The organism is Paraburkholderia sp. BL9I2N2 (genome assembly GCF_004339745.1).
Lineage (GTDB): Bacteria > Pseudomonadota > Gammaproteobacteria > Burkholderiales > Burkholderiaceae > Paraburkholderia.
This window is the reverse complement of sequence record NZ_SMGP01000006.1, coordinates 46,441-72,275: the sequence shown is the minus strand read 5'-3', so window position 1 is coordinate 72,275 and position 25,835 is coordinate 46,441. Positions and strand designations below refer to the sequence as shown.

Annotated in this window: 23 protein-coding genes and 3 pseudogenes; 15 read left to right on the top strand and 11 right to left on the bottom strand. The window is 59.8% G+C overall.

Annotation, left to right across the window (positions count from 1 at the left end; translation table 11 throughout):
* Positions 1-148 precede the first annotated feature (148 nt).
* The 9 genes and pseudogenes from B0G74_RS43955 (at position 149) to B0G74_RS43915 (ending at position 9,204) form a co-directional block, all read left to right on the top strand.
* The gene (locus tag B0G74_RS43955; RefSeq protein WP_132384103.1) at positions 149-1,180 is read left to right on the top strand and encodes an ABC transporter permease; all 1,032 of its coding nucleotides are present in this window, start codon (positions 149-151) and stop codon (positions 1,178-1,180) included.
* 29 nt (positions 1,181-1,209) lie between these two features.
* A complete protein-coding gene (locus B0G74_RS43950) occupies positions 1,210-2,217 on the top strand; it encodes a substrate-binding domain-containing protein (RefSeq protein ID WP_243658599.1) in 1,008 nt (335 codons plus the stop codon).
* A 52-nt stretch (positions 2,218-2,269) separates the two neighbouring features.
* The gene (locus B0G74_RS43945) at positions 2,270-2,845 is read left to right on the top strand and encodes a hypothetical protein (RefSeq protein WP_132384101.1); all 576 of its coding nucleotides are present in this window, start codon (positions 2,270-2,272) and stop codon (positions 2,843-2,845) included.
* Positions 2,846-2,884: 39 nt separating this feature from the next.
* Positions 2,885-3,760: an N-acyl homoserine lactonase family protein gene (locus B0G74_RS43940; RefSeq protein WP_132384099.1), complete on the top strand. Its 876-nt coding sequence runs from the start codon at positions 2,885-2,887 to the stop codon at positions 3,758-3,760.
* A gap of 264 nt (positions 3,761-4,024) precedes the next feature.
* Entirely contained in the window at positions 4,025-4,873 is an 849-nt protein-coding gene (locus tag B0G74_RS43935) for an alpha/beta hydrolase (RefSeq protein ID WP_132384097.1), read from the top strand.
* Between the two features lie 129 nt (positions 4,874-5,002).
* A pseudogene (locus tag B0G74_RS43930) lies at positions 5,003-6,494 on the top strand (sugar ABC transporter ATP-binding protein).
* A 96-nt stretch (positions 6,495-6,590) separates the two neighbouring features.
* On the top strand, positions 6,591-7,388 hold the full coding sequence (locus tag B0G74_RS43925; protein WP_132384095.1) for a 3-oxoacyl-ACP reductase family protein: 798 nt from the start codon (positions 6,591-6,593) through the stop codon (positions 7,386-7,388).
* A gap of 123 nt (positions 7,389-7,511) precedes the next feature.
* Positions 7,512-8,561, top strand: coding sequence for an aldo/keto reductase (locus B0G74_RS43920; protein WP_132384093.1), 1,050 nt, complete (start codon positions 7,512-7,514; stop codon positions 8,559-8,561).
* A gap of 337 nt (positions 8,562-8,898) precedes the next feature.
* On the top strand, positions 8,899-9,204 hold the full coding sequence (locus B0G74_RS43915; protein WP_132384091.1) for a hypothetical protein: 306 nt from the start codon (positions 8,899-8,901) through the stop codon (positions 9,202-9,204).
* A gap of 38 nt (positions 9,205-9,242) precedes the next feature.
* Here the strand turns inward: B0G74_RS43915 and B0G74_RS43910 are convergent, their stop codons facing one another.
* From B0G74_RS43910 to B0G74_RS43890, 6 genes are all read right to left on the bottom strand, one after another.
* Positions 9,243-9,902: an Asp/Glu racemase gene (locus B0G74_RS43910; RefSeq protein WP_132384089.1), complete on the bottom strand. Its 660-nt coding sequence runs from the start codon at positions 9,900-9,902 to the stop codon at positions 9,243-9,245.
* Between the two features lie 67 nt (positions 9,903-9,969).
* On the bottom strand, positions 9,970-10,476 hold the full coding sequence (locus B0G74_RS43905; protein ID WP_132384087.1) for a hypothetical protein: 507 nt from the start codon (positions 10,474-10,476) through the stop codon (positions 9,970-9,972).
* Complete coding sequence (locus B0G74_RS43900; protein ID WP_132384085.1) at positions 10,473-11,183, bottom strand: MFS transporter; 711 nt, start codon at positions 11,181-11,183, stop codon at positions 10,473-10,475. The genes B0G74_RS43905 and B0G74_RS43900 overlap by 4 nt, the downstream gene beginning before the upstream one ends.
* Positions 11,180-11,812, bottom strand: coding sequence for an SDR family NAD(P)-dependent oxidoreductase (locus B0G74_RS43895; RefSeq protein WP_207915813.1), 633 nt, complete (start codon positions 11,810-11,812; stop codon positions 11,180-11,182). Before B0G74_RS43895 ends, B0G74_RS43900 begins: the two co-directional genes overlap by 4 nt.
* Positions 11,809-12,048, bottom strand: a complete 240-nt coding sequence (locus B0G74_RS47605) for an SDR family NAD(P)-dependent oxidoreductase (protein ID WP_207915811.1) — start codon at positions 12,046-12,048, stop codon at positions 11,809-11,811. The genes B0G74_RS43895 and B0G74_RS47605 overlap by 4 nt, the downstream gene beginning before the upstream one ends.
* Before the next feature lie 127 nt (positions 12,049-12,175).
* Positions 12,176-13,138: a LysR family transcriptional regulator gene (locus tag B0G74_RS43890; protein WP_132384083.1), complete on the bottom strand. Its 963-nt coding sequence runs from the start codon at positions 13,136-13,138 to the stop codon at positions 12,176-12,178.
* Positions 13,139-13,349: 211 nt separating this feature from the next.
* Here B0G74_RS43890 and B0G74_RS43885 point away from each other — a divergent pair, with 211 nt between their 5' ends.
* The 3 genes from B0G74_RS43885 (at position 13,350) to B0G74_RS43875 (ending at position 16,918) form a co-directional block, all read left to right on the top strand.
* Positions 13,350-14,534 carry an MFS transporter gene (locus tag B0G74_RS43885; RefSeq protein WP_243658597.1) on the top strand — a complete coding sequence of 395 codons (1,185 nt, stop codon included), beginning with the start codon at positions 13,350-13,352 and terminating at the stop codon, positions 14,532-14,534.
* A 281-nt stretch (positions 14,535-14,815) separates the two neighbouring features.
* Positions 14,816-15,841, top strand: coding sequence for an aldo/keto reductase (locus B0G74_RS43880; RefSeq protein WP_132384079.1), 1,026 nt, complete (start codon positions 14,816-14,818; stop codon positions 15,839-15,841).
* Positions 15,842-15,934: 93 nt separating this feature from the next.
* A complete protein-coding gene (locus tag B0G74_RS43875; RefSeq protein ID WP_132384077.1) occupies positions 15,935-16,918 on the top strand; it encodes an aldo/keto reductase in 984 nt (327 codons plus the stop codon).
* A 537-nt stretch (positions 16,919-17,455) separates the two neighbouring features.
* Here the strand turns inward: B0G74_RS43875 and nanR are convergent.
* The 4 genes and pseudogenes from nanR to glcD form a co-directional block, all read right to left on the bottom strand.
* Positions 17,456-18,135: pseudogene (gene nanR / locus B0G74_RS43865) on the bottom strand (transcriptional regulator NanR).
* A 479-nt stretch (positions 18,136-18,614) separates the two neighbouring features.
* Positions 18,615-19,898 carry a glycolate oxidase subunit GlcF gene (gene glcF / locus B0G74_RS43860; RefSeq protein WP_132384073.1) on the bottom strand — a complete coding sequence of 428 codons (1,284 nt, stop codon included), beginning with the start codon at positions 19,896-19,898 and terminating at the stop codon, positions 18,615-18,617.
* 13 nt (positions 19,899-19,911) lie between these two features.
* Positions 19,912-20,979, bottom strand: a complete 1,068-nt coding sequence (gene glcE, locus B0G74_RS43855; RefSeq protein WP_132384071.1) for a glycolate oxidase subunit GlcE — start codon at positions 20,977-20,979, stop codon at positions 19,912-19,914.
* Positions 20,979-22,478 (bottom strand): glycolate oxidase subunit GlcD, encoded by a 1,500-nt coding sequence (gene glcD / locus B0G74_RS43850; protein WP_132384069.1) that lies wholly within the window; start codon positions 22,476-22,478, stop codon positions 20,979-20,981. Before glcD ends, glcE begins: the two co-directional genes overlap by 1 nt.
* A gap of 132 nt (positions 22,479-22,610) precedes the next feature.
* On the opposite strand from glcD, the gene glcC reads away from it, so the two are divergent.
* Positions 22,611-23,477 carry a transcriptional regulator GlcC gene (gene glcC, locus B0G74_RS43845; RefSeq protein WP_243658596.1) on the top strand — a complete coding sequence of 289 codons (867 nt, stop codon included), beginning with the start codon at positions 22,611-22,613 and terminating at the stop codon, positions 23,475-23,477.
* 361 nt (positions 23,478-23,838) lie between these two features.
* On the opposite strand, the pseudogene B0G74_RS47275 reads toward glcC, so the two are convergent.
* A pseudogene (locus B0G74_RS47275) lies at positions 23,839-24,094 on the bottom strand (hypothetical protein).
* A 509-nt stretch (positions 24,095-24,603) separates the two neighbouring features.
* Between B0G74_RS47275 and B0G74_RS43835 the strand changes: the two are divergent.
* Together B0G74_RS43835 and B0G74_RS43830 are read left to right on the top strand one after the other, a co-directional pair.
* Positions 24,604-25,128, top strand: a complete 525-nt coding sequence (locus tag B0G74_RS43835) for a hypothetical protein (protein ID WP_132384067.1) — start codon at positions 24,604-24,606, stop codon at positions 25,126-25,128.
* Positions 25,125-25,706: a hypothetical protein gene (locus tag B0G74_RS43830; protein ID WP_132384065.1), complete on the top strand. Its 582-nt coding sequence runs from the start codon at positions 25,125-25,127 to the stop codon at positions 25,704-25,706. The genes B0G74_RS43835 and B0G74_RS43830 overlap by 4 nt, the downstream gene beginning before the upstream one ends.
* Positions 25,707-25,835 lie beyond the last annotated feature (129 nt).

Here is a 25,835-nt window from a genome sequence, read left to right as displayed (position 1 = left end):
CGTGACAGGACAAGGTGAGGAAGGCGCCGCGGAGTTTTTCTCACCTTACAGGGAAATCAAATCGTTTGCATGAACCCTTGAGCATTCCTAGCATGAGATTAAGGCACAGCACTTCGATGCACGGGCCGTTCACAGACAAGGTGGAGACATGAAGAACAGGGCATTTACTGGTCAAGTACCTGAGACAGCGCATTTCTCGATTGCGCGTCACCTCGGAACCGTCGTCAGGACCTTGGGGATCGCAGGCGTATTCATCGTTATCTGCGCATTCTTTTCCGTCTCGAACGATGTGTTCCTGACGTGGGACAACTGGGTCAATCTGCTAAGACAGTCCGCAATCAACGCGGTACTCGCACTCGGCGCGACCTACGTGATCCTCGCCGGAGGTATCGATCTATCGGTTGGCTCCGTGATGGCCATCTCCGGCATGGTGGCGGGCAGCCTGATCACCACGTCCTCGATGCAGGCGGGCTTCATAGCAGGCGTGGTCTCGCCCGGCTCTGTGCTGCATTCGATTCCCGCCGCAATCTTCGCCGGCCTTGCCACTGGCATCGTGCTCGGCGCGGTTAATGGGCTACTAGTGGCCCGGCTGAGGCTGCCGCCTTTTGTGACCACACTCGGCATGCTCAGCATGGCCCGTGGCATGACGCTGATCTATTCGGATGGTCGCCCCGTGTCTGACCTGCCTGATGCATTCGTGTGGATCGGCGCGGGCAGCGTAGGCGGAATTCCCGTCCCAGTCCTTATTGTCGCAGCGGTGTTCGCCGTCGCGTGGGTCGTGCTTCGCTACACGCCGTACGGTCGATACGTTTATGCCGTGGGAGGCAGCGAGCGGGCGGCCAAGACGAGCGGCGTATCGACGAGGACGGTTATTGCACTGACCTACGTGATATCCGGTGCACTTGCAGGCATGGCTGGACTGATCCTGACGGCCCGTACAACGGCCGCGCTTCCTCAGGCAGGTGTCGGGTACGAACTCGATGCGATCGCCGCCGTCGTGATTGGTGGAACCAGTCTCTCCGGTGGGCGTGGAACGCTGTTCGGCACCCTCGTTGGGGCGTTGATCATCGCGACCATCAACAACGGGATGGACCTGATGGGCGTCTCGTCGTATTACCAGCAGTTGTTGAAGGGCGCAATTATCGTGCTGGCGGTCGCTGTCGACAGATTGCGCAAATAGAAATCAACTTTGATATTGAGGAGACAAACATGTTTCGGAAAACGCTTTTTGCGCTGATCGCCACGATGGCGCTCACGACTGCGGCATCATCCCAGGCTGCGGACAAGCAGCTTCGTATAGCCGTCGCATCGTTCGGCGAATCGGCAGAGTACATGCACACGTGGACCACGGAGATGAAGGATCATCCATGGGTGAAGAGCGGGAAGGTCAAGCTGGTTGTGTTCGATGGTAAGTTCGATCCGCTCACGCAAAGCAACCAGATAGAGAGTGCCATCACGCAGAAGTTCGACGCAATCGTCGTGGCGCCGTTTGATTTCAACGCAGCGGCACCAGCAATCAACAAGGCTGTCGCTGCGGGGATCCCCGTCGTGGATTCTGCGCTCAAGGCCAACACGAACAAGATGACGTCGACAGTCATCGTTGACGACCAGGAGGGCGGCAAACTGATCGCCGAAGACATTGCCAAACGCCTTAATGGAAAGGGGACCATTGTTATCCTCGAGGGGCCGATCGGCCAGTCTGCGCAAATCGACCGCCGCAAAGGCATTGACGAAGGCCTGAAGGCCAATCCCGGAATCAAGGTGATCGCCAGCAAATCGGGAAACTGGAGCCGGGCGGAAGGTCAGACGATTATGGATAACTGGCTCCTCGCGTACCAGGGGCAGATCCAGGGTGTGTTGTCGGAGAACGATGAGATGGCTCTCGGCGCCATCCAGGCAATGAAGGCCCGAAAGGTTGATTTCTCCAAGGTGCCCGTCATCGCCATTGACGGAATCCAGGATGGGAAAAAAGCGGTCGCGGACGGTCAGATGAGCATGACGCTCTACAAGTACGCGCGCGCTGAAGGGCAAGGGGCGCTGGACGTCGCACTTCGTGCCGTCGTCGGACCTTCCTATCAACCGCAATCGGACGTGTGGGGGCAAGCTGCTCAAATGGGATGGTGGCACGCAGAAGCTGTACACCGTTCCGTGGCTCGAAATTACGAAGAACAACGTCGGCCAGTATCTGAAGTAATGCTCCCGGGGGCGTCACGCTGAAAGGTGGGTTGCGTTCCTGGCGCCCCGTGATGGACAGCATCCGGGAGAGGAGATGATGCACAAAGCTGGCGAGAACAGGGGAGGCGGATCGTCGCGGGCTGCGGATCAGATGACCCGGCCCGACCACGCAGCAGGAAACTCACAAGGCACGCTGGGTTATCTTGCTTACGCAGTCAACGTCTACGAAGCGGCCGAAGGGTTGACAGTTGGGCTCTGTGCGGTGGTCGCTATCGCCACCACCAGAGACTCGTTGTTGCTGGAGCTCCAGTCGCATCTCGACAGCGCCCAGTCCAACTATGACTCGATCATGGATGAGGCCAGGGGCGCGCGCGTGCCGGCTTGCTGGAGGCATGATCATGAGCATCTGCTGGCGGCGCTGCGCGCGCTCGGCTTGGCGCTGGTCACGGCGCGTCATATCACCGTGTCAAACCTCGCGGGCGGCCTCAACCAGGTGCTGGAGGTAGTGAAGCTGGCCAATAGGGAACTCAAGCACTTCGACCGGAGGCTTCCGGGATACAGGCTGGCTGGCGGTTGCGGCTGCGAGGTCGTCCGGTTGGGATCCATGGCGGACGGTCGGACACCTTCCGGTGACCTTGAAGGACCGTTACGACGGGACCTTCGGCTCTGAGCCATTGCAAGCAAAAAATCATGAAATACGGAGACAGAAATGGGACGCTATTCGATTTGGGTACTCGAGTACGCCTGCTCGGACACGCATCCGGTCAGCGCAACATTTTACGGAGCCCACAATGAGGGTACCCTGAAACTACCATTTGCCTATGTGCTTATCAAGGGACCGGGCATCGTGGCGATGGTCGACGTAGGGTACAACAACGTCGGATTCGCAAAAGACTTTGCCGCGTCGATCGGCGTGGGCGGATGGCATTCGCCTCAAGAGGTGCTCGGTGAGTGCGATGTGTCGCCTGAGGACGTCACGCACGTCTTTCTTACCCATGCCCACTTCGATCACGCAGGCGGGACGGCTCTGTTTCCAAACGCCCGCTTCTTCATTCAGGAACGCGAACTCACCGGATGGGTTGCTGCAATGGCGCTCCCCCGCCGGTTTCGTACGCTCACAGGTGGAATCGATCCTGGGGATGTAATTCGGCTTGTAGAGCTTGCGAAGGACGGCCGGCTGACTACCGTTACCGGCGCACAGCAGGATGTCGTGCCCGGCATCGACTTGCATCCCGCGTTCGACTCGCATACTCCGGGATCCCAGTACGTGGTGGTCCGGAACAGCGGCGGGTCTTCGGAGGACGTATTCGTGCTCGCGGGTGACCTGATCTACAAATACGAGAATCTTAACGACGGTAACGAGGCGGACCCCGCATACGTCCCGGTAGGCCTGGCGACCGGCAGCCAATGGAATCTCGTGTTCGCATGCGATGAGATGCTGCGAAAGGTAGGGGGTAACGAGAAGCGGATCGTGCCCATGCACGAGAGCCGATTGGCCGAGTTTTATCCTAGCCGTATTAACCAACACGGCTTGCAAATTACGGAGATCGCGCTGGGCGATGGCGAGCCGAGCCGGGTAAGTTGAGCGATCAACACGGAGGCGTGTGTGAAGAAACCTGCGAACCAGTCAGATCGGCGCAGAGCAATTTCCCAACATCCCCTTGTTGAAGCTGGCTTAGCGGCAAGGTCAGCGGCATTCGAAAGTGACTTTTTATCACCGCCGCAAGAAATCAAATCGTTTGATCGAGCGTCGCACTGTATCTAGCATGTAACTGGGAAGGGGACGCCCGTCAGCGAACAGGTGCATGACCGGAATCCCGGCCTCGATAAACTCTACGAGTGAAACAACATGGAATTCAAGCCCGAACATCACTTCGCCACTGTTGGCCAGGTCCGCATGCATTTCGTCACCGCAGGCGCTGGGGAGCCGCTTCTGCTGCTACATGGCTGGCCTCAAACGTGGTATGCGTGGCGCAAGGTGATGCCCACACTTGCAACCCGCTATCGCGTCATCGCGCCGGACATGCGAGGGCTTGGCGATACGTCGCGCCCGACGAGCGGATACGACATGAAAAGTGTCGCCGACGATATCGCGACGCTGGTAAAAAAAGAGCTGAAACTCGAGTCGGTCCTGGTTGGCGCGCACGATTGGGGCGGCCCCGCCGCGTTCGCACTTGCGGCTTTCCATCCCGGACTTGTGCGCAAGCTCGTCATGCTCGATGCAGCCGTGCCGGGAGATGGAAGCGGGACGTATTCCCAAAACGGGCGTCGTTGGCATCACCCCTTCCACCAGACGCTCGATCTGCCGGAGCAACTCATTACGGGGCGGGAGGACGTCTACTACCGTTGGTTTTTCAAGAATTACGGCTTCGTACCGACGGCGATTTCGGAAGAAGACATCGCTGAGTATCTGCGCACGTATCGTGACTTCGGCGCACTGCGCGCGGGCCTCGCTTACTACCGAAATGTGCCGCAGGACATAACAGATAACGAGGCCTACCTTCGCGAACACCGGTTGCAGATGCCCATTCTCTCGTATGGCGGCGCTGAAGCATTCGGCCGCGGTGAGGAGTCACTGGCTTCGCTGAGCCGCGTGGGCGTCGACGTGCGCGGCGGCATCGTGCCTGATTGCGGTCACTGGGTCGCGGAAGAAAAGCCCGACTTTGTGCTGTCGGAGATGATGTCCTTCTTCGGGTAATGGTCGGGCCCACGCAAAAGAGAAGTTCGAGCTTCCTCTTGGCAACGAGATATGACGCTTCGTATGGAGACAGCGATGCAGGCGAATGACGAAATCCCCGGCGGTCCGCCGGTACAAGATGGGTCAGACGTGTACGGTCAGACCGTTCCGGTTCTCGACGTTGAATCCGTCGCGAAATCGTTCGGTGGTGTACGGGCGCTGCGTAACGGCCGCCTCACCTTGCAGGCCGGGACGGTGCACGCTCTGTGCGGTGGGAACGGCGCAGGCAAATCGACATTTCTCAGTATCCTCATGGGCCTGATCCCGCGAGATGAAGGAAGAATCAGCCTCAAGGGTGTCGATGTCCACTTCGCCAGTGCTAGCGAAGCGCTGAGGCACGGCGTGGCAATGATCACTCAGGAGCTTTCACCGGTTCCGGAACTGACGGTCGCCGAGAACATCTATCTCGGTCGCGAGCCGCGTAAATTCGGCTACATCGTCGATTTCGGCCGGATGGTGGAAGACGCTGCTGCACTCCTCAAGCGGCTGCAATTTGATGTGCCAGCTGACGCGAAAATGTCGGAGATCACGTTGGCGCAATGTCAACTGGTCGAGATTGCGAAGGCGCTGAGCCACGAGGCCGACGTCGTCATCATGGACGAACCGACATCGGCGATCGGCGAGCATGAAGTGCACGTACTGTTCGACGCTGTCAAGCGGCTCAAGCAAAGCGGCACTGCGATCGTTTATGTGTCGCACAAGCTCACGGAGATCTTCGAGATCGCGGACGAGTATACGGTTTTTCGTGATGGTGCTTTCGTCGAAACCGGGAGGATCTGCGACATCGACCGACACCACCTTGTGCGGCAGATTCTCGGCCACGAATTGAATTCGTCGACGCTTGGCGAATCGACGGCCGGCGCCGACGTAGCGCTTGCCGTCGATTCTCTTTCAGACGGCGAGACCTTCACGGATATCACGTTGCAGGTCAAGACTGGTGAAGTGCTCGGAATCTATGGGCTGGTGGGGTCAGGTCGCACCGAGTTCGTCGAAACGGTTTTCGGTCTTCGACGTGCGCGTTCAGGATCGATCAAATTTCTTGGTGAGGCGTTGCCCGCGGGTGTGCCAAAAAGAGTCGATCCGACGCGGGATGGCGATGGTCACCGAAGACCGCAAGGTTTCTGGGCTCGTCTTGTGTGAGTCAGTCGGTCACAACATCAGTCTCTCAGCCCTTCGGAAGGTTTCCCCGTGGGGTTTCATTCGCGCGAAAGCGGAATCGGGAGTTGTCGCGGCGATGGTTAGCAAGCTCCGCGTGAAGTGTGCTTCACCCGCGATTGCAGTGGAGAACCTGAGCGGCGGTAACCAGCAAAAGGTCGTGTTTGCGCGTTGTCTCACGACCAATCCGAAGCTGCTGATCTGCGACGAACCGACACGAGGAATCGACGAGGGCTCGAAGCAGGAGATTTATGCCTTCCTTCGTGGCTTTGCTGCCAAGGGCGGCTCGGCAATCGTGGTGTCCTCCGAAGCCCCCGAAATCCCTCAGGTAAGTGACCGGGTGGCGATATTCAGGGGCGGGCGATTAGCCCGCGTTCTTGGGACGGGCGAAATCAGCCAGGAGGCGATTGTCAACCTTGCATCCTGATCAAGGTGAACGGTGCGTTCTGGCCATCCGGGTTGATCGCACGCTGGTCACGTTGAATTCTTTCAAAGCGTTATTTGTTACCAGGAGTTTGAAAAAATGAGGCTTTCGGGTCGAGTAGCAACAATTACGGGCTCTGGTCGGGGCATGGGCGAAGTGATGGCGCGAGCTTTCGCGCGCGAAGGGGCGAGTGTCGTGATAAGCGACGTCAACCTCGAAGCTGCGCAGAGCGTGGCCGAGGACATTGTGCGTCAGGGAGGAAAGGCGTGCGCCGTCCGGATCGATGTGACGAAGAGTGAAGATGCAGACCTGCTTGCCGACGCGGCCGTCAAGCAGTTCGGCAAGCTGGACATCCACGTCAACAATGCCGGTATCAGCACCACCAAGCTGTTCCTCGACACGCCGCGGGAAGACCTCGAACGCATCCTGCAGGTCAATCTCGTCGGTGCTTTCTTGTGCGCCCAGGCTGCAGTGCGTCGCATGCTGCCGAACAAATACGGCCGCGTGATCAATATAGCTTCCCTTTCGGGCCAGCGCGGCGGCGTCGGACGTGCAGCTTATGGAACCTCCAAGGCGGCGCTGGAACTGCTGACCAAGGTGATGTCAGTGGAACTCGCGTCCTCAGGCATCACGGTTAATAACATCGCGCCCGGCGCCATCGCGACCAAGATGGCTGCGGAACAGCATGACAAGGCGACGCGCGATGCCTATCACTATCTTATTCCGCAGCGTCGATACGGCACGCCAGAGGAGGTGGCGGATGCGGCCGTATTTCTTGCCTCTGAGGAGGCACGACACGTGTGTGGTCACACGCTGAATGTCGATGGTGGATACCAGACGGCAGGCCTGATGTTCACGTTGGGATCGTCGGAAGCGCCGCCGCCGCCGGCAGTCTGAGACCAGTCGCACCAGCCCGACCCATCAGGTGCATGGTCGGGCTGACATCGGGTTCCAGAAAGAATGACAGATAACATTAGGAATTCATAGCAATGCGCCAAAAAAATTTGACGTGGAGACATCATGGCAGAGTATCAAGAACGTCGCGTAGGTACGACTAATCTCAACGTGAGTTCGATCGGCCTGGGGACTGTGCCCCTGGCAGGATTCAAGACCAAGGTGAGCTATGCGGACTTCGAGCGCGTCATCGACGCGGCATACGCAGGTGGCGTCCGCTACTTTGACGCCGCACCGATGTATGGATTCGGCAAGGCCGAATACTATCTCGGGCACGCGTTGCGTGAGCTTGGAATCCGTGGTGATGTGCTGGTCAGTACCAAAGTGGGGCGGGTGCTGAAGCCTGAAAGCCGGGTCGCGAAAATGGATTCGGTCTATGGAATCGCCTGGGTCGATCCTTTGCCGTTTCGTGACACTTACGACTATACCTATGATGGAATCATGCGGTCGTTTGAAGACAGCCAATGCCGCCTGGCCCTTGATCGCATCGATGTGCTGTTTGTTCATGACCTGGGTCGGATGTGGCACGGCGATGCGAACGAGAAGTACATGTCGCAGATGCGCGCGAGCGGATTCCGTGCGCTGGATGAGCTCCGCAGTAGCGGCGCGGTAGGCGCAGTCGGTCTGGGTGTGAACGAAACTGACAGCGTGGTCGAGGTCGCTCGCGAATTCCGTATTGACTGTTCCCTGATCGCCGGTCGCTATACGTTGCTGAATCACGCGCCGCTGCGAGGCGCGTTCGACGAACTTCACGAGCGCAACGTATCAGTCTTCGCCGCGGGTGTTTTTAACTCCGGCATTCTCGCAACTGGAACTCAGGGGCAGGCTCTGACGTACGACTACCAGAACGTGCCCGCTGAGATCGTCCAGAAGGTTCGTGATATCGAGAACGTCTGTCGCAAGCACGGCATCGAACTTTCGGCGGCCGCGATCCAGTTCGTGAGCATGCATCCCGCTGTGTCGACGGTCCTCCTCGGCGGACAGAATGTTGATGAGGTCCGGCAGAACCTGCATTCGACGCATACCGTCGCCCCTGCCGCTTTCTGGGATGAACTCAAGGAGCGCGGTCTCATCCCCCAAAACGCGCCGACTGACGTCAAAGTCGGTTTTTTCTAGGTTTCAAAGGGAGGGCTGCAGGTGGTTCCCCTCAAGTGCCAGGCAGATCATGGATGCTTTTGTACATGTGCTCCGACTTCACTTGTCCGCGACGGGAGCTCGGGACGCGCAACGAGACTCGGGGGCGAGCCGACGGGACCGGACAAGACAGCTTTCAGGTTCCGGTTTTGGCAAAACGGTCTACGCGGCCTTGTTGAGCGAGCCCTTGGCGACCATCGCACGAAGTCGTGACCGACCAGAGACAGCATCCATTGCCTTGCTCGGCTACAACTAGGCCTGAGCGTTGCGCATCTGCGCACCGCTCACCCGACATAGTGAAGACATGGGAGATTCTCAGATGAGCATCGAGCAGGTCGTGGCGTGGGACGCAAGCACGCTTTTATCGTTACCCATGAACACACGGGCATTGCTTAACGAGGCACTCGATTCCCTGTTGAGAGAACGGATCAATGCCCTGCGCATTGCCAGTGCTGCGGCCGTTGCCAGGATGCAGCCTGCTCCCACGGTCGGGGATTATGGGATCGCTGACGTGTTGAGCCTGCAGCGACTTCTGGATGAGACGGCGTACGGGGATGGCAAGTGCGGCAATGCGTGGGACGGTGTGGCAGCAAGGCTCGTGCAGGGGCGGTCGTCGTCAGAATGATTTGGGCCGCCGGGAGGTGCCGCGATGAGCAGGCGGCACTATGGGCAGCGTTGCGCGTACCCGATCGCGCGCATCGTCGCGGCGAGACCTGCGGCAGGGCTTGTCAGTGGCCGCGGAGTACCGGTGATCAGATCGGCCGCGGGCGCCATCGATGCTTGTGCCAGTGCAACGACCGACGCGCCGTCGGCATATGCCTGCTCCGCTGCATCGGCGATAGCAGCGAGATAGCGAAATTTTTCTCCGAGCTTGAACAGTGCCCAGGCACCTTCTACCAGCCGTATTTCGACCTCAGCCGCTGACTGCTTCGCCGCCTCGTTGAAGATGGTTGCCGTTGTCTGCACGGTCGTCTCGGTTGCACACAAGACGACCACGTTGCCCGGACCGCGCGTCGCGTCTTCAGCCAATGACGCGTCGACTCTCAGGACGGGTACACCGGCGACAACGGAAGCAGCACCTGCACAGATGCCCAAAGTCGAGCAGGTTAAAAGCACCGCGTCCGCGTGGCCTGCAAGACGGAGCAGAACGTCAACGGTCTGTCGCTCGACATTGGGGCTGAGCGAATGCGCCATCTCGACAGCATCTAGCAGGTCTGCCCGAACTTCGTGAATGAGCGCGTCGTCGGGAAGTCCCAACTGCCGTGCTGCAGCGCCAAATATTTCGATGTTACTTTCTGCCGTATGCAAGCATGCGACGCGCATTGCTGTTCTCCCCGTAGTGAAGGCAGTTTCGCATACCGGGCCCGTGTGCGGGCCTTTGCGGTGAACGTCATGCGACTCTTGCGCGACTGATTTCCCACGGAACACCGCCGCTCCGGTAGCTTAGGATGACCCACCCGCATCCGATCGCGAAGACCGAGAAGGCGAGCATGGTAAGTGCAGGCTTCAGTCCGATCAGCTCAGCCAGCGGGCCGATCGCCAATGGAGCTGCAAGAAGGCCGACATAGGCAATGCACATGGTCAGCGCGAGTCCTCGCGACGGAGGCAGGCCCGTCGCCGTAGAGAGTTTGCCTGCCGACGGAAACATGATCGGGATCACGTTCGACAGGCCAATGCCGCTCATCAGGAAGCCAGGCGTCGATGGACCAGCCGTTGGGAGTGAAAGCGTGATCGAGAGACCTGCGACGCAGATTGCGCAACTGAGCACGATTAAGGTGCGATGGGCTGCGCGATCGCGTACCCAGTCCCCGCTGACCCTCCCTGCCGCCATGCCGATAGCAAAGGCGGCGTAGCCAAGTCCCGTACACGACGGCGATGCTTTCACCACTTCGCTCATGTAGACCGCAGCCCAGTCATAAATGGCGCCTTCGACGACAAGGCCAGCGCGCCGAATGCATACAGCCTCATCTTGACGTGCCGCTGATCGAAGGGTTGCGCGACGGCTCCGCCAATGTCTGGCGTGGACGGGGAGTGACCATCCCGCGACGGTTCGTTCGTCAGGAACCGCGTCGCCGCCAGCATCGTTGCGCACGAGGCCGCCGAGACGACCGCGAAGCTGAGTAGCGGCAAGCACATGGTTCCAGCCCAGACGCTCGCAAACGTAGCCCCGACGAGGCCACCAGCACTGAAACTCCCATGCAGGGAGCCGATGATCGATCGTCGCGACCGGGCTTCGATGTAGGCTCCCTGCGAGTTCGCAGCAACGTCGTTTGCAGCCGTCGCTATCCCGTAGATAAAGAGAAACGGCAGGAGGACGGCATCGCTCGGAATAAGTGGGATGACGGCCGCGCTGACGGCCATGAGCATTCCGCTTTGAACGGATGCCCGTCCGCTTCCATTTTTCGATATCCAGTCACCTCCCCGAGCCAGCGTTGCGATTCCGCCTGCTGCGACGGCGACCATTGCGATGGCAAGTAGACCGTCAGAGAGCGCAAACTTCTGTTTGATCGTCGGGATGTACACGCCCCACGTTGAGTAAAGCACTCCGTTGCAGAACAGCACGGCCATAGCGGCGAGGCGGGCGCGTCGTAAATCCTCGCTCAATTTGAATTGCTGGTGGCGGTAGCTGCTTCAGTGCCAATGAATGCCCTGAACTGTTCCTTGTAATCGGGATGCCAGCGTGAGAGAGCGGGTCGATTCAGGATCAGATCGTCGGCGGACCATTGGATGCGCTTCTCGTCCAAGCCGCGTGTCACCTCATTATCCTCACACAGGATATAGAAGTCGTTGGCAGTCATCCCGGCGATGAGCGATTCGGCTACCTGGTCGGCGGTCCACATTGGATCGGGCTTGGGCGTGTCTGCGGTCATCCCGGGAGAGTTCATGGGTGTGAACGTATAGCCCGGGATCAGAAGGTGTGCGGTGACTTTGGAACCAATCTGTTCACGCAGTTCGTGCGCCATCTGTTCGGTTAATACACGCAGGGCGGCCTTCGAAACAGAATACGCCGCGTTTCCTGGGGGAGTGGTGATGCCTTCCTTCGAGCCAAGATTGACGATAGCCGACGGTGTCGCTTGCGACAGGAGCTGTGGCACAAACATCTGTTGAACGGTCAGCGCCGCCCAGAAATTAACTTCCATCACCCTGCGCCATTGCTCGGGATCCTGCCAGGGGCCGGCCCCGTTAATAATGGCCGCGTTGTTGACGACTAGCGAGACGTCGCCGAGTTTCATCGCTTCTTCCGGAGTCGGGAGATAACGCCAATGTCCGTGACGTCGCCGACGACAACGGAGACGGGGACTTCGCCTTGTCGCAGACGGGATGCTGCGTTGCTAAGCGCGTCCGCGTCAGAATCGAGCAGCGCAAGCCGCATTCCGTGTCGCGCGACGCACTGGGCGATCGCGAAACCGATTCCTTTTGCTGCGCCGGTGATGACGGCGACGCCGTCTGTATGGATCGCGGGGTGCACGACGTTCTCCTGCCTCAATCAATATGGTCGATCATATCGAGGAAGGCGCGGCCTCATGTTGAGCCAATGACATCGCACCACTGAGCACGGTTCAACCATTCACAGCAAGGGAACCGCATACTGGCCGTCAAGTATCGGGGTCCCACCGGACGCCGTCGACCGAATCGGTATCGTCTGCGTGCCCCGTGCGCAGGAGATTGATCAGTTCGCGCAATCCGGGGGGCATTTGCCGACGGCTCGAATAGTAAAGATGAAACGCTGGCTCTACTGGGGCCCAGTCGGGCAAGACAACCTGGAGGTCGCCGCGTCTGAGGTGCTCCAGAACACGATCCTCGAGGCAGTAAGTGATGCCTGCGCCGGCCAATGCCAGTTCGATACCAAGGGTTGTCTCGTTGACACAAAGCTTGCCAGGAACTTCGACAACCCGGTAGTCACCGCCTTTGCGGAACTCCCACCGGTAGATTACGCCCTGTCCCGTGCGGATCTGGATGCAGGAGTGCGTCTTCAGATCTTCTGGACGCGTCGCAGGGAGCCTGTTGTTAAGGTAGCGCGGTGATGCGACTGCGACCCATTTGAGGGGCGCGCCGAGCGGGACAGCGACATAGTCCTCGGGAATCGTACCGCCAAACCGGATTCCGGCGTCGTAACCGTCGGCGACGATATCGACCATACGATCATCAACGGCGACTTCGACATCGACGTCCGGATAGCTCTGCAAAAACCTGGGCAGCAGCGTGCACAGGAGCAGACGCGCGCCATCGCTCAATACGGTGAGACGGAGTCGGCCAACTGGCCGATCCCGATATGCATTGACTTCCTCCAGCGCTTCCGTGATTTCCTGGAAGCCGACGTCGAGCCGCTGCGCAAGGGAGTTTCCAGCCTCGGTCGGTGTGACTACGCGACTTGTTCGGTTCAACAGTCTTACGCCAAGCCGTGTCTCGAGATTCCGGATCGCATGGCTGAGCGCCGAGGGCGTGATGCCAAGCTCCACGGCGGCGAGCCTAAAGCTGCGTAGACGGGCAACAGAACGAAAGGCATTCAGATCGGTCAGGTCGGCCCGGGAGAGTTTGACGATGGGACGTACGGGCATTTTTCATCCATATCGCTGAGTGTAATTCATTGAAGCATAGGGAGAGCCTCAACGGCAAGAGGGTATTGCGGGCATATCATTGATCTATATTCATTGTTGAATAGGGAGTAGGTTTCAGATGCCGGCTCAGACCAGACCAGAATCGACGCGCCCGGATTCTTCGGGCCAAGCTGGAAGTTCCGACGCGCCTGTCGCGGCCCCGTATGGCCTCGTGCTCGCGATTGCCGCTCTCGGGCTGGGAGGCCTGTTCATCGGAACGGGTGAGTTCGCCTCAATGAGTCTGCTTCCGGGGCTGTCGGCTGACACTGCCGTCTCGTTGCCGACGGCGGGGTCTTACATCAGCTCATACGCCTTGGGGGTGGTCATCGGTTCCCCTGTGATTGCGGTGCTCGCCTCGCGATGGTCGCGGCGCTCGCTACTTGTTGCGTTACTGTCGCTCGTCGTAATCGGTTATGCCGCGAGCGCTCTGGCGTGGGACTTTAGAAGCTTACTGGTTGCACGCTTCCTTTCCGGGCTTCCGCATGGTGCCTACTATGGTGTTGCATCTCTCGCCGCAGCCGCGATGGTTCCGGCGAACAGGCGGGCAACGGCCATCGGATACGTGATGCTCGGCCTCGCCGCCGCAAATCTGGTCGGGGTGCCTGCCGCAACGTGGGTTGGCGATCACGTTGGATGGCGAGCCGTATTCGCAAGCGTTGCCATTGGGGGCGCACTCACGGCTACTCTCGTTATTGTGGTCATTCCGAAATTGACGCCAACTGGTCATTCGAGTCCACTCCAGGAACTATCAGCGCTCGCAAGGCCGATGGTGTGGCTCACGCTTCTGACCGCATCGGTCGGATTCGGCGGTATGTTTGCGGTCTACACATACATCACACCGACGCTCACGCACGTCTCAGGGTTTTCGCAACAGAACGTGCCTGAGGTACTGGCGCTATGGGGACTCGGAATGGTCGCAGGGAATCTGATCGGGGGAAGGCTGGCGGATCGGGCCCTCATCCCATCCATCTTCGGGATGCTCATCTGGAATGTCGTGTTCCTGGGCCTGTTCACGTTCGCGAGCGCCAGCAAGCCGGCCTCGCTCATTGTGCTGTTCCTTGTCGGTAATGGTTTCGCTCTGGTGCCGGCCCTTCAGACGAGGTTGATGAACGTAGCAGGCAAGGCACAGACCTTCGCTTCGTCGCTCAATCACAGCGCTTTCAACATTTCAAACGCGGTGGGCGCCGCGATGGGCGGGATCGCCGTAGACGCTGGGTACGGCTGGGCATCAACGGGAGCGGTCGGAGCAGTGCTTGCTCTCGCCGGCATTGTTCCGATGGCTGCCTCGCTTTCTCTCGCGGCGCCACAACGCGCGCGATACCCCGCTGGCTCGTCAGCTACGCGCCGCGCAAAATAGTGCGGCTGGGGTGAGTGTTAATTTTTCTCACTCTCCCCTGATTTCTAATCGCTTGCCCGCTGCCCAGACGCTTCTTAACATGAGTATGAGAGCTTGTCGCTGTGTCGGGGCAGTACACACGAGCAGGGAGCCAGTCGTCCGTTACAGCTGCAACTGCCTCCTAATCGATCGTATGCATTCCTGACTCACAAGCTTGCTTCGCGCGCGAGCGCCGCAGGCGAGCATCGACCGCGCCGCAATCGACTCTCTTCGAGATAAACATACATGTGAGGAGCACAAGGATGCACGTACTGGAACAAAGGAAGCTCGGCAGGACAGAGGCGACCGTCACTTCGCTCGGCCTCGGCACATCGCCATTGGGCGGGTGCGGCGTGCCCGTCTCCTTCGAGCAGTTCGAGGAAGTGATCACAGCGGCGTATCGCGGGGGAGTCCGGTATTTCGATACGGCACCTCTCTATGGACTTGGCAGATCGGAACACACACTCGGTCACATACTCCGAACTCACAAGTTGCGCGGCGATGTCACGTTGAGCACGAAGGTAGGCCGGGTTCTCAAGCCGGCAAGCCGCGCGAAGAGGGCGGAGTCGCGCTATGCAATCAACTGGGTCGATCCACTGCCTTTCGTCGACGAGTATGACTACTCTTACAGCGGCGTGATGCGAGCGTTCGAGGACAGCCAGCAGCGTCTCGGCGTCGATCACATCGATATCCTTCTGGTGCACGACATTGGAAGGGTCTGGTTCGGTGAAAAACACGATATCTACCTCGGCCAGCTGCGCGATGGCGGCTTTCGAGCACTGGACGAACTCAGAAACTGTGGGGCGGTGAAAGCGATCGGGCTTGGTGTCAACGAAACCGAGTCTGTCCTTAAGGTTTCAGACGAGTTCAAACTCGACTGTTCGATGGTAGCCGGCAGATATTCGCTGCTCAATCACGAGCCGGCGAAAGAGTTCTTTCCTGAATGCGAGCGCCGCGGCATTTCCATCATTGCGGCTGGCGTTTTCAATTCCGGCATTCTTGCTGAAGGCAGCGCGGGTAATCCAGCGACCCGGACCTACGACTGCCAGGCTGCGCCCGACGAAGTGCTAGATCGCGTGAGAAAGCTTGAGTCGGTTTGCGAACGATATAGGGTGACGCTTCCGGCAGCGGCGCTTCAGTTTGTGTACCGTCATCCGGCCGTCACATCTGTGGTTATCGGCGCGCTAAGCGGGAACCAGGTCGAAACCAATATCGCGTCCCTAACCGCTCGGATTCCGGAAGAGTTCTGGACAGAACTCCAAACGGAAAAGTTGATTCCGGCGGACTGACCGGCGCTGAACACACAGAATATTAACCACTTGTCACATGGCGTTTGCTGATGCGAGCGCTATGCCCCAGATAAATTCTCAGGACATTTTTGTATGGATTACGTACGTCTTGGCCGCACAGGGCTGAAAGTATCGCAGTTGTGCTTGGGCTGCATGACCTATGGAGCCCCGGATCGGGGCAATCACCCGTGGACGCTCGATGAGGAAAAGAGCAGACCTTTGATTCAGCGCGCGATCGAGGAAGGCATTAACTTTTTCGATACGGCCAACAGCTATTCGGATGGAACGTCAGAAGAAATCGTCGGCAAGGCGCTCCGCGATTTTGCCCGCCGCGACGAGGTTGTGATCGCAACGAAAGTCTACTATCCGTCGTCCAAGGCTCCGAATATCGGCGGTCTGTCGCGGAAGGCAATCATGTCCGAGATCGACAAAAGCCTGCGGCGGCTGGGTACTGACTACGTCGATCTCTACATGATCCATCGGTGGGACTACACGACACCTATCGAGGAGACCCTTGAAACGCTGAACGATCTCATCAAGGCGGGAAAGGTTCGGTATATCGGCGCTTCTTCGATGTATGCATGGCAATTTGCAAAGATGATCTACACGGCCGATTTGCATCGATGGGCACGGCCCGTGAGCATGCAGAATCATCTGAACCTGCTCAACCGGGAAGAGGAGCGGGAGATGATTCCACTGTGCATCGCCGAAGACATTGGCATCACGCCATGGAGCCCACTGGCGCGCGGCCGCCTCACACGAAGCTGGGGTGAAAAGAGCTATCGCACGGAGACGGACGAGCCGGGCAAGAAGTTCTACGAAGAACTCTTCGAGCAGGCCGACAGAAAAGTGGTGGAGGCGGTCGCCGCAATCGCGGAACGCCGCGCCATTCCGCGCTCCCAGGTTGCACTCGCATGGGTAATCCGGCACGCTGGCGTGACATCGACGCTGGTCGGAGCATCGAAGGAAAGCCACCTGACGGATGCCGTTGCCGCATTACAGGTCGAGCTTACCGACGCCGAAGTGGCAGAGCTGGAAGCGCCGTACGTTCCTCACAATATCTCCGGGTTCGAGTAAGCCAAAGCGGTACTCCCTGGGGTTAGGCCGGGCTGGCGGAATCTCGAGGCAGGGCGGATAGGCCTCGTGTCGCTACTGCGCGAGGCTGATCGTTCACGACATTTACACAGCATCAAGCTGCCTGCGTTAGCCGGCGAAGCTGGCCGACATGATGGGAATTTGAAGGTAACCGATTGCACGGTCGCAGAGACTCGGACTACGTACTAGCGTAACGTAGGCAGCAAATCGCATTGGGAGATAAAAAGACCATGACACGAATCGGCGTGACCGGTGGGACGGGGAAACTCGGGCGCGCCACGATCAGAGAGCTGATTCAGCATGGCTACAACGTGGTCAGCCTCGATATGAGCAGGCCGGTGAGTGGCGAGTGCCGCTTCATGCAGGTCGACTTCAATGACTACGGCCAGACGGTCGAATCACTGACGTTTCGCGACGCTGGCTGGGGTGGCATCGATGCGCTTGTTCATCTCGCGGCAATTCGGGGCCCTTACCTGGCGCCCGATGCACACCTGTTTCGAAACAATACAACAACGACGTTCAACGTGTTTCATGCAGCGCGAGCGATTCTCGCATTTTCAAGGCGCTGTATAGCTTGCTTGCACGTCCCAGATGGGCCTGCATCGCCCGCGATGCGGCCTCTTCGTCACCTTTTTCGATGGCGTCGACAATGCTTGAATGTTCGGCCAGCGTCAGTTCTTCGGCGCCGGGTGCGCGTACCACCGGTCTGTAGTAATCCGCAGCCCAACGAAACAGCGATTCGACGATCGCCGGATAAATCGGGTTGCCGCTAATTCGCGCAATCTCACGGTGAAAGGCCATATCGCGTTTGACGAATTCTTCCTATTGTCGGTCGCAGTTCGCTGCCTCGCGATCGCGAGTCTCAAACGGGCAGCGTCCTATTCCGTTGCCTTACTGGCGGCCATCGGAGCTGTCCCCGATTTCAGGAAAATTCGCGCGTCCTTCACGTGTTCGAGCGTGTCGGGTTGCATTCTTATCAGATGCATTGCGCCGCCGGCGACCTGAGATATCAATCGCTCTGCCGTGGGAATGACAACCCGCGCTCGCTCGCCATGGACGATCTCTACGATGCCGGACCGTTCAAGAGTCTACAGCGCTTCGCGTATAGCAGGGCGGCCCACGCCGTAGAAGTCCATTAATTCGCGCTCGAACGGCAATTGCGCACCCGCGGCGATCTCGCCGGACCGGATTCGGTTCATCAAGCGATCTACAACTTCCTGGTAGAGCTTTCGCCGGGGGATAGAGTCTTACATTGTTAATCTCGCGGGTGTTGGTCTAATGACATTACCGTGCGAGAACTTTGTCTGAAAGTGGTCTCTGAGAGACTCGACTTTGCGACCTCGACATTCACAACCCGAAGCTCGCTCGGCGAAGAAATAGGGCGTTTCCTCATCGAAAAAATACTGGCACCTGAAGATAAAATGAATCGAATGCGTGCCGCCATCGTTATGCGCTATGAGCCGCTGGAACGGCCGTGGTGTCGAAAGCCATGTCTAACAAGCGCGAGTAAGCGTTCAAAGGCCGCTGAGGCGGCCTCGAAGGCAGAACTTTCGGGCCGTGGCACTCATTGCGACGACCTGGCCTCCAGCCTGTCAGCGGATAGTCGGAATGTGAGTGGAGATCAAGACGACGCATGGTTGAAGGCGCCCGTTTCTCATCGATTCAATAGTCGGGGTTGTTACGCACCAGGTGCAACGGCTTCGTTTGGCCGTGCAAAGACCTGGGCGTTCGCGGCCTCCAGCGCTTCTTCGACCAGCTCGATCCAGTGACGCACGCGCGTCCTGCCCGCGCCATCCAGATGCATCTGGCAACCGATGTTCGCTGTCGCGATGATATCCGGCTGTCCGCTTTCGAGCGCGGCCATCTTGTGGTCGCGCAACTTCTGTGAGATCTCAGGCTGCGTGATCGAATACGTTCCCGCCGAGCCGCAGCACAAATGCGCGTCGGGCACCGCGGACAGATCGAAGCCGAGCCGCGTCAGCACGCTTTCGACTGCGCCGCCGAGCTTCTGCGCATGTTGCAGCGTGCAGGGACAGTGAAATGCGACGCGCAACGCAATGGCATCGTCGGCGGGCTGCAGGGCGTCGAGCGGCTCGGCCGCCAGCACTTCGGCGAGATCGCGCGCCAATGCGCTCACGCGAGCCGCCTTCGCCACGTAAAACGGATCGTTGCGCAGAAGGTGCCCGTATTCCTTCACGAACGCGCCGCAGCCGCTCGCCGTCTGCACGATCGCTTCGGCACCTGCTTCGATCGCGGGCCACCACGCATCGATATTGCGACGCGCGCGATCGAGTCCGGCATCCTGTGCGTTCAGGTGATAGTCGGTCGCGCCGCAGCAGCCGGCCTCGCGTGCCGGCGTCACGCTGATGCCGAGTCGGTCAAGCACGCGCGCGGCCGCCGCGTTCGTGTTCGGCGATAGCGACGGCTGCACGCAGCCTTCGAGCATCAATACGCGCCGCGCGTGACGTGGAACAGGGCGCGGTTTTGCGGGCACGGCGGAGCGTACAGGAATCTTCGCCTGCACGCTGGCAGGCAACAACGGCCGCAAAGCACGCCCCGTCTTGAGCAGCGCGCCGAACACAGCGGGACGTGGAATCACCGTGCACAAGCCCTTGCGCGTCAGCCGCTCACCGACGGGCCGCTCGACGCGGCGTTCGAGTTCCGCGCGCCCGATATCGAGCAGCCGGTGATAGGTGACGCCCGAGGGGCAGGTCGTTTCGCAATTGCGGCACGTGAGGCAGCGGTCCAGATGCAATTGCGTTTTGTCGCTGACGGGCCCGCCTTCGAGCAGTTGCTTGATCAGATAAATGCGCCCGCGCGGTCCGTCGAGTTCATTGCCGAGCAGTTGATACGTCGGGCAGGTCGCATTGCAGAAGCCGCAATGCACGCACGAACGCAGGATGCTTTCCGCTTCCTCGGCATCGGGCAGGGCTTTCGCGTGAGAGTCGAGATTCGTTTGCATGAGCACGCTCGCTTCAGAGATCGGCGTACAGCCGGCCAGGATTCAATACGCCATTCGGGTCGAGGCGGCGTTTCAGTTGACGCTGATAGCGCAGCAGCGGTGCGGCGAGCGGCTGGAACGGCTCGCGTTCCGGCGACGGCGTGAAGCAGGTCGCATGTCCGCCTGCGGCATGCGCGAACTGGCGGATTTCGGCAGCGGACGCGTCGCTCTTGAGCCAGCGCTGCGCGCCCGCCCAGTCGATCAGCACGTCGCCCGGCAAGGGCTTCAACGGTGTCGCGTTCGGCAGCGACAGGCGCCACAGCGGACGCGTGTCCGCAAAGAACGGCAGCCGATGGTCGCGCAATGCATCCCAGAACGCGCAATCGATCTCTTCGCCGCCGATCCGGTCCACGGCCGACTTCACCGAGCCGCTGCCGCCTTCGAGCCGCACAAGCAGCTTGCCGTCGATATAACAGGCGCCGCTCACCGGCAGCGCGGCCTTGCGCCATGCCGACAGCTCGCGCATCGCTTCGTCGGCGCCGAGCGTGAGCGCAAAGCTGCGGCGCTCGCGCGGCTTCGGCAGCACCTTCAGCGACACTTCCGTCAACACGCCGAGCGAACCGAAACTGCCTGCCAGCAGACGCGACATGTCGTAACCCGCGACGTTCTTCATCACCTGGCCGCCAAAGCGAAGATGATCGCCGTCGCCCGTAATCACGCGGCAGCCGAGCACTAGATCGCGTATCGAGCCTGCCCACGGGCGGCGCGGTCCCGACAGTCCCGTCGCCACCGCGCCACCCACGGTTCCGTGGCCATCGAAAAGCGGCGGCTCACACGGCAACATCTGGTCGGCGTCGTCGAGCACGGCGTGCAGTTCGACGAGCGGCGTTCCCGCGCGGGCAGTGATCACGAGTTCGGTCGGGTCGTACGCGACGATGCCGCGATGCGAGCGCGTATCGAGTTCTTCGCCTGACACGGCGCGGCCGAGCAAGCGCTTGCTGTCGCTGCCGCGAATGCGCAACGGCGTGAGCCGCGCGATCGCGCGCTGAACCTGCGCGATCAGGCGCGCGCTGTCGTCCGTTGAATCGAATTCGCGTCGCATCAGAAGCGCTCCAGCTCGGGAAAGGGCAACTTGCCGTGATGGATGTGCATCGCGCCGAATTCCGCGCAGCGATGCAGCGTGGGAACGTTCTTGCCGGGATTGAGCAGGCCGTCGGGATCGAAGGCGGCCTTCAGCGAATGGAACAGCGTGAGTTCTTCGCTGCTGAACTGCACGCACATCTGATTGATCTTCTCGCGTCCGACGCCGTGCTCGCCCGTGATGCTGCCGCCGACAGCGACGCACAGTTCGAGAATCTTCGCGCCGAGCGTTTCGGCGCGTTCCATCTCGCCGGGCGCATTGGCGTCGAAGAGAATCAGCGGATGCATGTTGCCGTCGCCCGCATGGAAGACGTTTGCCACGCGCAGACCATATGCGTTCGACAGCTCCGCGATGCCGCGCAGCACACGCGCGAGTTCGCGGCGCGGAATCGTACCGTCCATGCAGTAGTAGTCTGGCGAGATGCGGCCCACAGCAGGAAACGCATTCTTGCGGCCCGCCCAGAAGCGCTGGCGTTCGGCTTCGTCCTTCGCAATACGGATGTCGATGGCGCCGGCTTCGCGCAGCAACGCTCCGACGCGATCGCAGTCTTCCTGCACGTCGGACTCCGCGCCATCCAGTTCGCACAGCAGTATTGCTTCGGCATCGACGGGATAGCCCGCGTGGATGAAGTCTTCAGCGGCGCGGATCGCGAGGTTGTCCATCATTTCGAGGCCGCCCGGTATCACGCCCGCGCCGATGATCTGCGCGACGGCATCGCCAGCCTTTTCGATGTCATCGAAGCGCGCGAGCAGTACCTTCGCGCTTTGCGGCTTCGTCAACAGCTTGACCGTGACCTCCGCGACGATACCGAGCATGCCTTCTGAGCCCGTCAACAGCGCGAGCAGATCGAAGCCGGGCGAATCGAGCGCTTCGGAACCGATCGTCAGACGCTCGCCGTCAATGGTCAGCACTTCGAGCTTCAGGATGTTGTGCACGGTCAGCCCGTATTTCAGGCAATGCACGCCGCCCGCGTTTTCGGCGACATTGCCGCCGATGGAGCATGCGATCTGCGACGACGGATCGGGCGCATAGTAGAGGCCGTAAATCGCGGCCGCCTGTGAGATCGCGAGATTGCGCACGCCGGGCTGAACGCGCGCAAGCGATGCTTCGGGGTCGATGTGCAGAATGCGATTGAAGCGCGCCATCACGAGCAGGATGCCCTGTTCGAGCGGCAGCGCGCCCCCCGACAGACCTGTGCCCGCGCCGCGAGCGATGACGGGCACCTTACGCGCAGCAGCGAATGTCAGCAGCGCCTGCACCTGCTCGATCGAATCGGGCAGCGCGACCATCATCGGCGTCGTGCGATACGCGGCGAGGCCGTCGCATTCGAATGGGCGCAGATCTTCGTTGTCGTGCAGCAGTTGCATCGAGGGCACGAGACGCTGAAGCTCGGCGACCAGCGCGGCCTTGTCATGCGAGGGCAGTGGGCCGTCGATCCGTTCGTCGTACGCGTAGCTCATGGGTGTCTCCGAGGGCGCGGGTGCTGTGTCATGCGCCGCTTATCCGTGTTGCCGCCGATTGTTCCCGTTTCGTATTGCCCTGTCGATGGACGTGGCTAGTGGTCGTACCAGTTTTTTGATTTCCACGAAAGCATGCAGGTTGCGCTGAAGCAGGCGTGGAATGAGAATTGGCGCTATCATCGACGGCATCCAGAACCTGTTCGACAAGTGGTCATACCAGTGATTTCCGACCCGGAAAACCCCGCAAAACAGTTCGATCGCAAGATTGCCGATGTGGTCGCGGAGCGCATCGAAAGGCTGATCGTCGACGGCGTGCTGAGGTCGGGGCAGGCGCTGCCATCGGAGCGTCGCCTGACGGACAAGCTCGGCGTATCGAGAACGGCTTTGCGCGAAGGGCTGAAGCTGCTGCGCGCGCGGGGCATCATCGAAACGGCGCACGGCAAGGGTTCGTTCGTCGCGAACCTGACTGCGCAGCCACCGCAATCGCCATTGATGCATCTGCTCGGTTCGCAGCCGCGCACGCTCTTCGACCTGTTCGAAGTGCGCGGCATGCTCGAAGCCGAGTCGGCGCGTCTGGCCGCGTTGCGCGGCACGCCCGCCGACTACATGATGATCACGCGCCGCTACGAGGAAATGCTCGCCGCGCACAATACCGAAACCGACCCGGCCACGCATGCCCGCCTCGATCACGCGTTTCACCTGGCGATCTGCGAGGCGTCGCATAACCCGGTGCTCGTGCACACGCTGCGTTCGCTGACGGAACTGCTGCTGAGTTCAGTTTTCGCGTCGGTGAACAACCTTTACCATCGTCAGCCTCATCGCAAGCTCATCGACCGGCAGCACGCGCGTCTTTACAACGCCGTGACGGGAAAGCTACCCGAGCAGGCGTATCGGGCTGCTGCCGATCACATCAACGGCGTGTGCGAAAGCCTGCGTGAAATTGAGCAGGAGGAGCAACGCCTGGTACGGGCGACACTAAGGCTCGAAGGATGGAGTTGATGCTTGTTGCGCCGATAAGCAGTATGGGACCAACCGAAATACCGTTCGATCCATGCAATCGTAACAATGGCATTGGATGCCTTATCGCATTTGACATAAAAGAAATTATCAACAGGACTGGTATGTTTTAACTGGTATGTTTTAAGGTGTTGCGTTTTTCGGGCATCCGGCGACGGCTGCTCAAGGCTTCCAGCCGGATTCTGCGCAACAGAAACAGCAAGTTCCGATGCGCAACGGCTAGCCGCTGTTTTTCCTCCTGAAGACAGCTTGTGACGCCGATAACTGAATGCGTTCGAGCTTGCCACCATCACGCAACACCTCGCCATACATACCAAGACTCAACAATTGAGCGGTCGTGCTTTTATCGGACTCGTTGCACGTCCGGCCGCGCAAGGTGCGTTCTCTGCGCGAGCGCCGTAGCCGAATGGCCTGAGCGTGCGCGCCGCGTCGGCGTCGCGCGTCAGCCAGAAATGCGGTTCGAGCGCGTCACGCGCAACGGCGCCTTCGACCACGCGGCCGCGGACCGACAGCGTGAAAACCACGGCGCGCCCATCCGGCGAGACGGCGGCTGCGCAATCGTCAACCGAAAAACCGTTCGGTTTCCGCCGCTGGGCCACGATCGCCGGAGATAAATTAGTCCCAGACCAGGATTCAGGTCATCCACCCTTGCAGGCGGTTTTGGGTTGGACGTTTGCATCGCTGGGCTAGATAGTTAGTTGCGTATTGATGGATGACAACCGTCGTTATGGTGAGCTTTTTCAGGAACGCCATGTGACCCGATCGCTTTCACGGATGCGGGGGCCACCATCGGTATCGTCGGCCACGAGCCTGGTCTGGCGGCGACACCGACCTGCCCTTCATCCGGCAAAACCTGCGGCACCGGTTGATCGCAACGACCGGCATCCATCTGCACTGCGAGCACGACCGCCGTCATGCACTCGCCGTGGGAAAGCGGCGGGCACCGCAGCCCGGACAGTCTCTGTCACAATGGTCGAGCATCCTCATTCCATCGGTCGCCGTGAACCATTCGACCTCCATATTCGTCTCGAACTTCCCGGCCCCGGCGACTGCCGCGGCACCGGCACGCGCGCGGTCATCGCCATCCAGCATGAGGGAGAAAATCCGAATGACCCGTATTTCTCTGGACGCAGTGGCACGGGCCATGAGAGCCGTCGAGGCTATGAACCTCCAACAGAAAGAGGCCTTGACCGACGAAATATTCCTTGCCCAGCCTCATATGCTCGGCTCCGTTCTCGTCCTTCCGAAGCTCGGTGTCTCGATGGAAAAGACGGGGTTCGCCATCGAGCTTCTGCTTCTCTGCTTTCAGGCGATGAAAGAGTCGGGCCGGACGTGGCCGCTGATCACGGAAGACGATCAGGAATTGCAGCAGCGGATCTACGTGACTACCGTCAGGCCGGGCGAAGACCTGAGCCCGCCGCAGCAGGATCGCCTGATGCAGCAATACCTGCGAAATCATCCTGAGCAGAATCTGCTGGCAGGCATAGGGGCACGGACGGCGGACTGGCTCGAACGTATAGACCCGGAGGACAGTGACAGGTACGTGATGCTGGCCGCAACCAACCTCGTGAACTGCATCGCTTTCGTTCCCCTTGCCGGAAAGCCGACCCGCCGGCCACGGAGCGTCAAATGAAAAAAGACCGATGCGAACAGTGTGCGCAGCCTACTGCTTCGTATGATGCAATCCACTACGGCTCTGTCGAGGGAGGCTATCGCCTGCTTTGCACCCAGTGTTTCAATGCCGAAGTCGCAAAGTGCAGCGGCGTGACCGACTTCGAAAACGTGCGGCTGGAACCCATCCGCATGATCGATTGTGGCGGCGCCGCGCATCAGTTCCATTTCCAGATGCGTTTGCTGGGCACCATGCTCGTCCTTGATGCCTTCGAGATTCAGGACGGATTCCGCGCCGGTTATGAATCCCGGATCATCGGCAAACCGGAAGATGACGTGCTGGCCCTGCTTGGCCGCCTCGTTGAAAAAATGAGGCGCGCATTGGCAGTCAAGTATCTGGCAATCAACGGCAGCGAGTTTCAGATCCGTGACCAAACCGTGCGGGGACTTATTTCATCCGATCCGGCAGGGCCCGGCGACGTTCCGGTCGTGGTCGTGGATGGCAGGGAAATCGGCTGGGACGACTTCGGGCGAATGCTCGCTGCCTTTGAAGGCTGGCAATTCAGGCTCGAGATCAGGGACCTCGCCGATGACGTTTGATCCCCGGAATTTCTGGCGGCAGCAGAACTGAAAAATCGTGCTGCTATCAATGGCCCGAGCCGATTTTCGCAGGAATTTTGCTTTCATTGGCCGAACCAGGTCGGTGCACGCGCGAGATCTGTGACACGA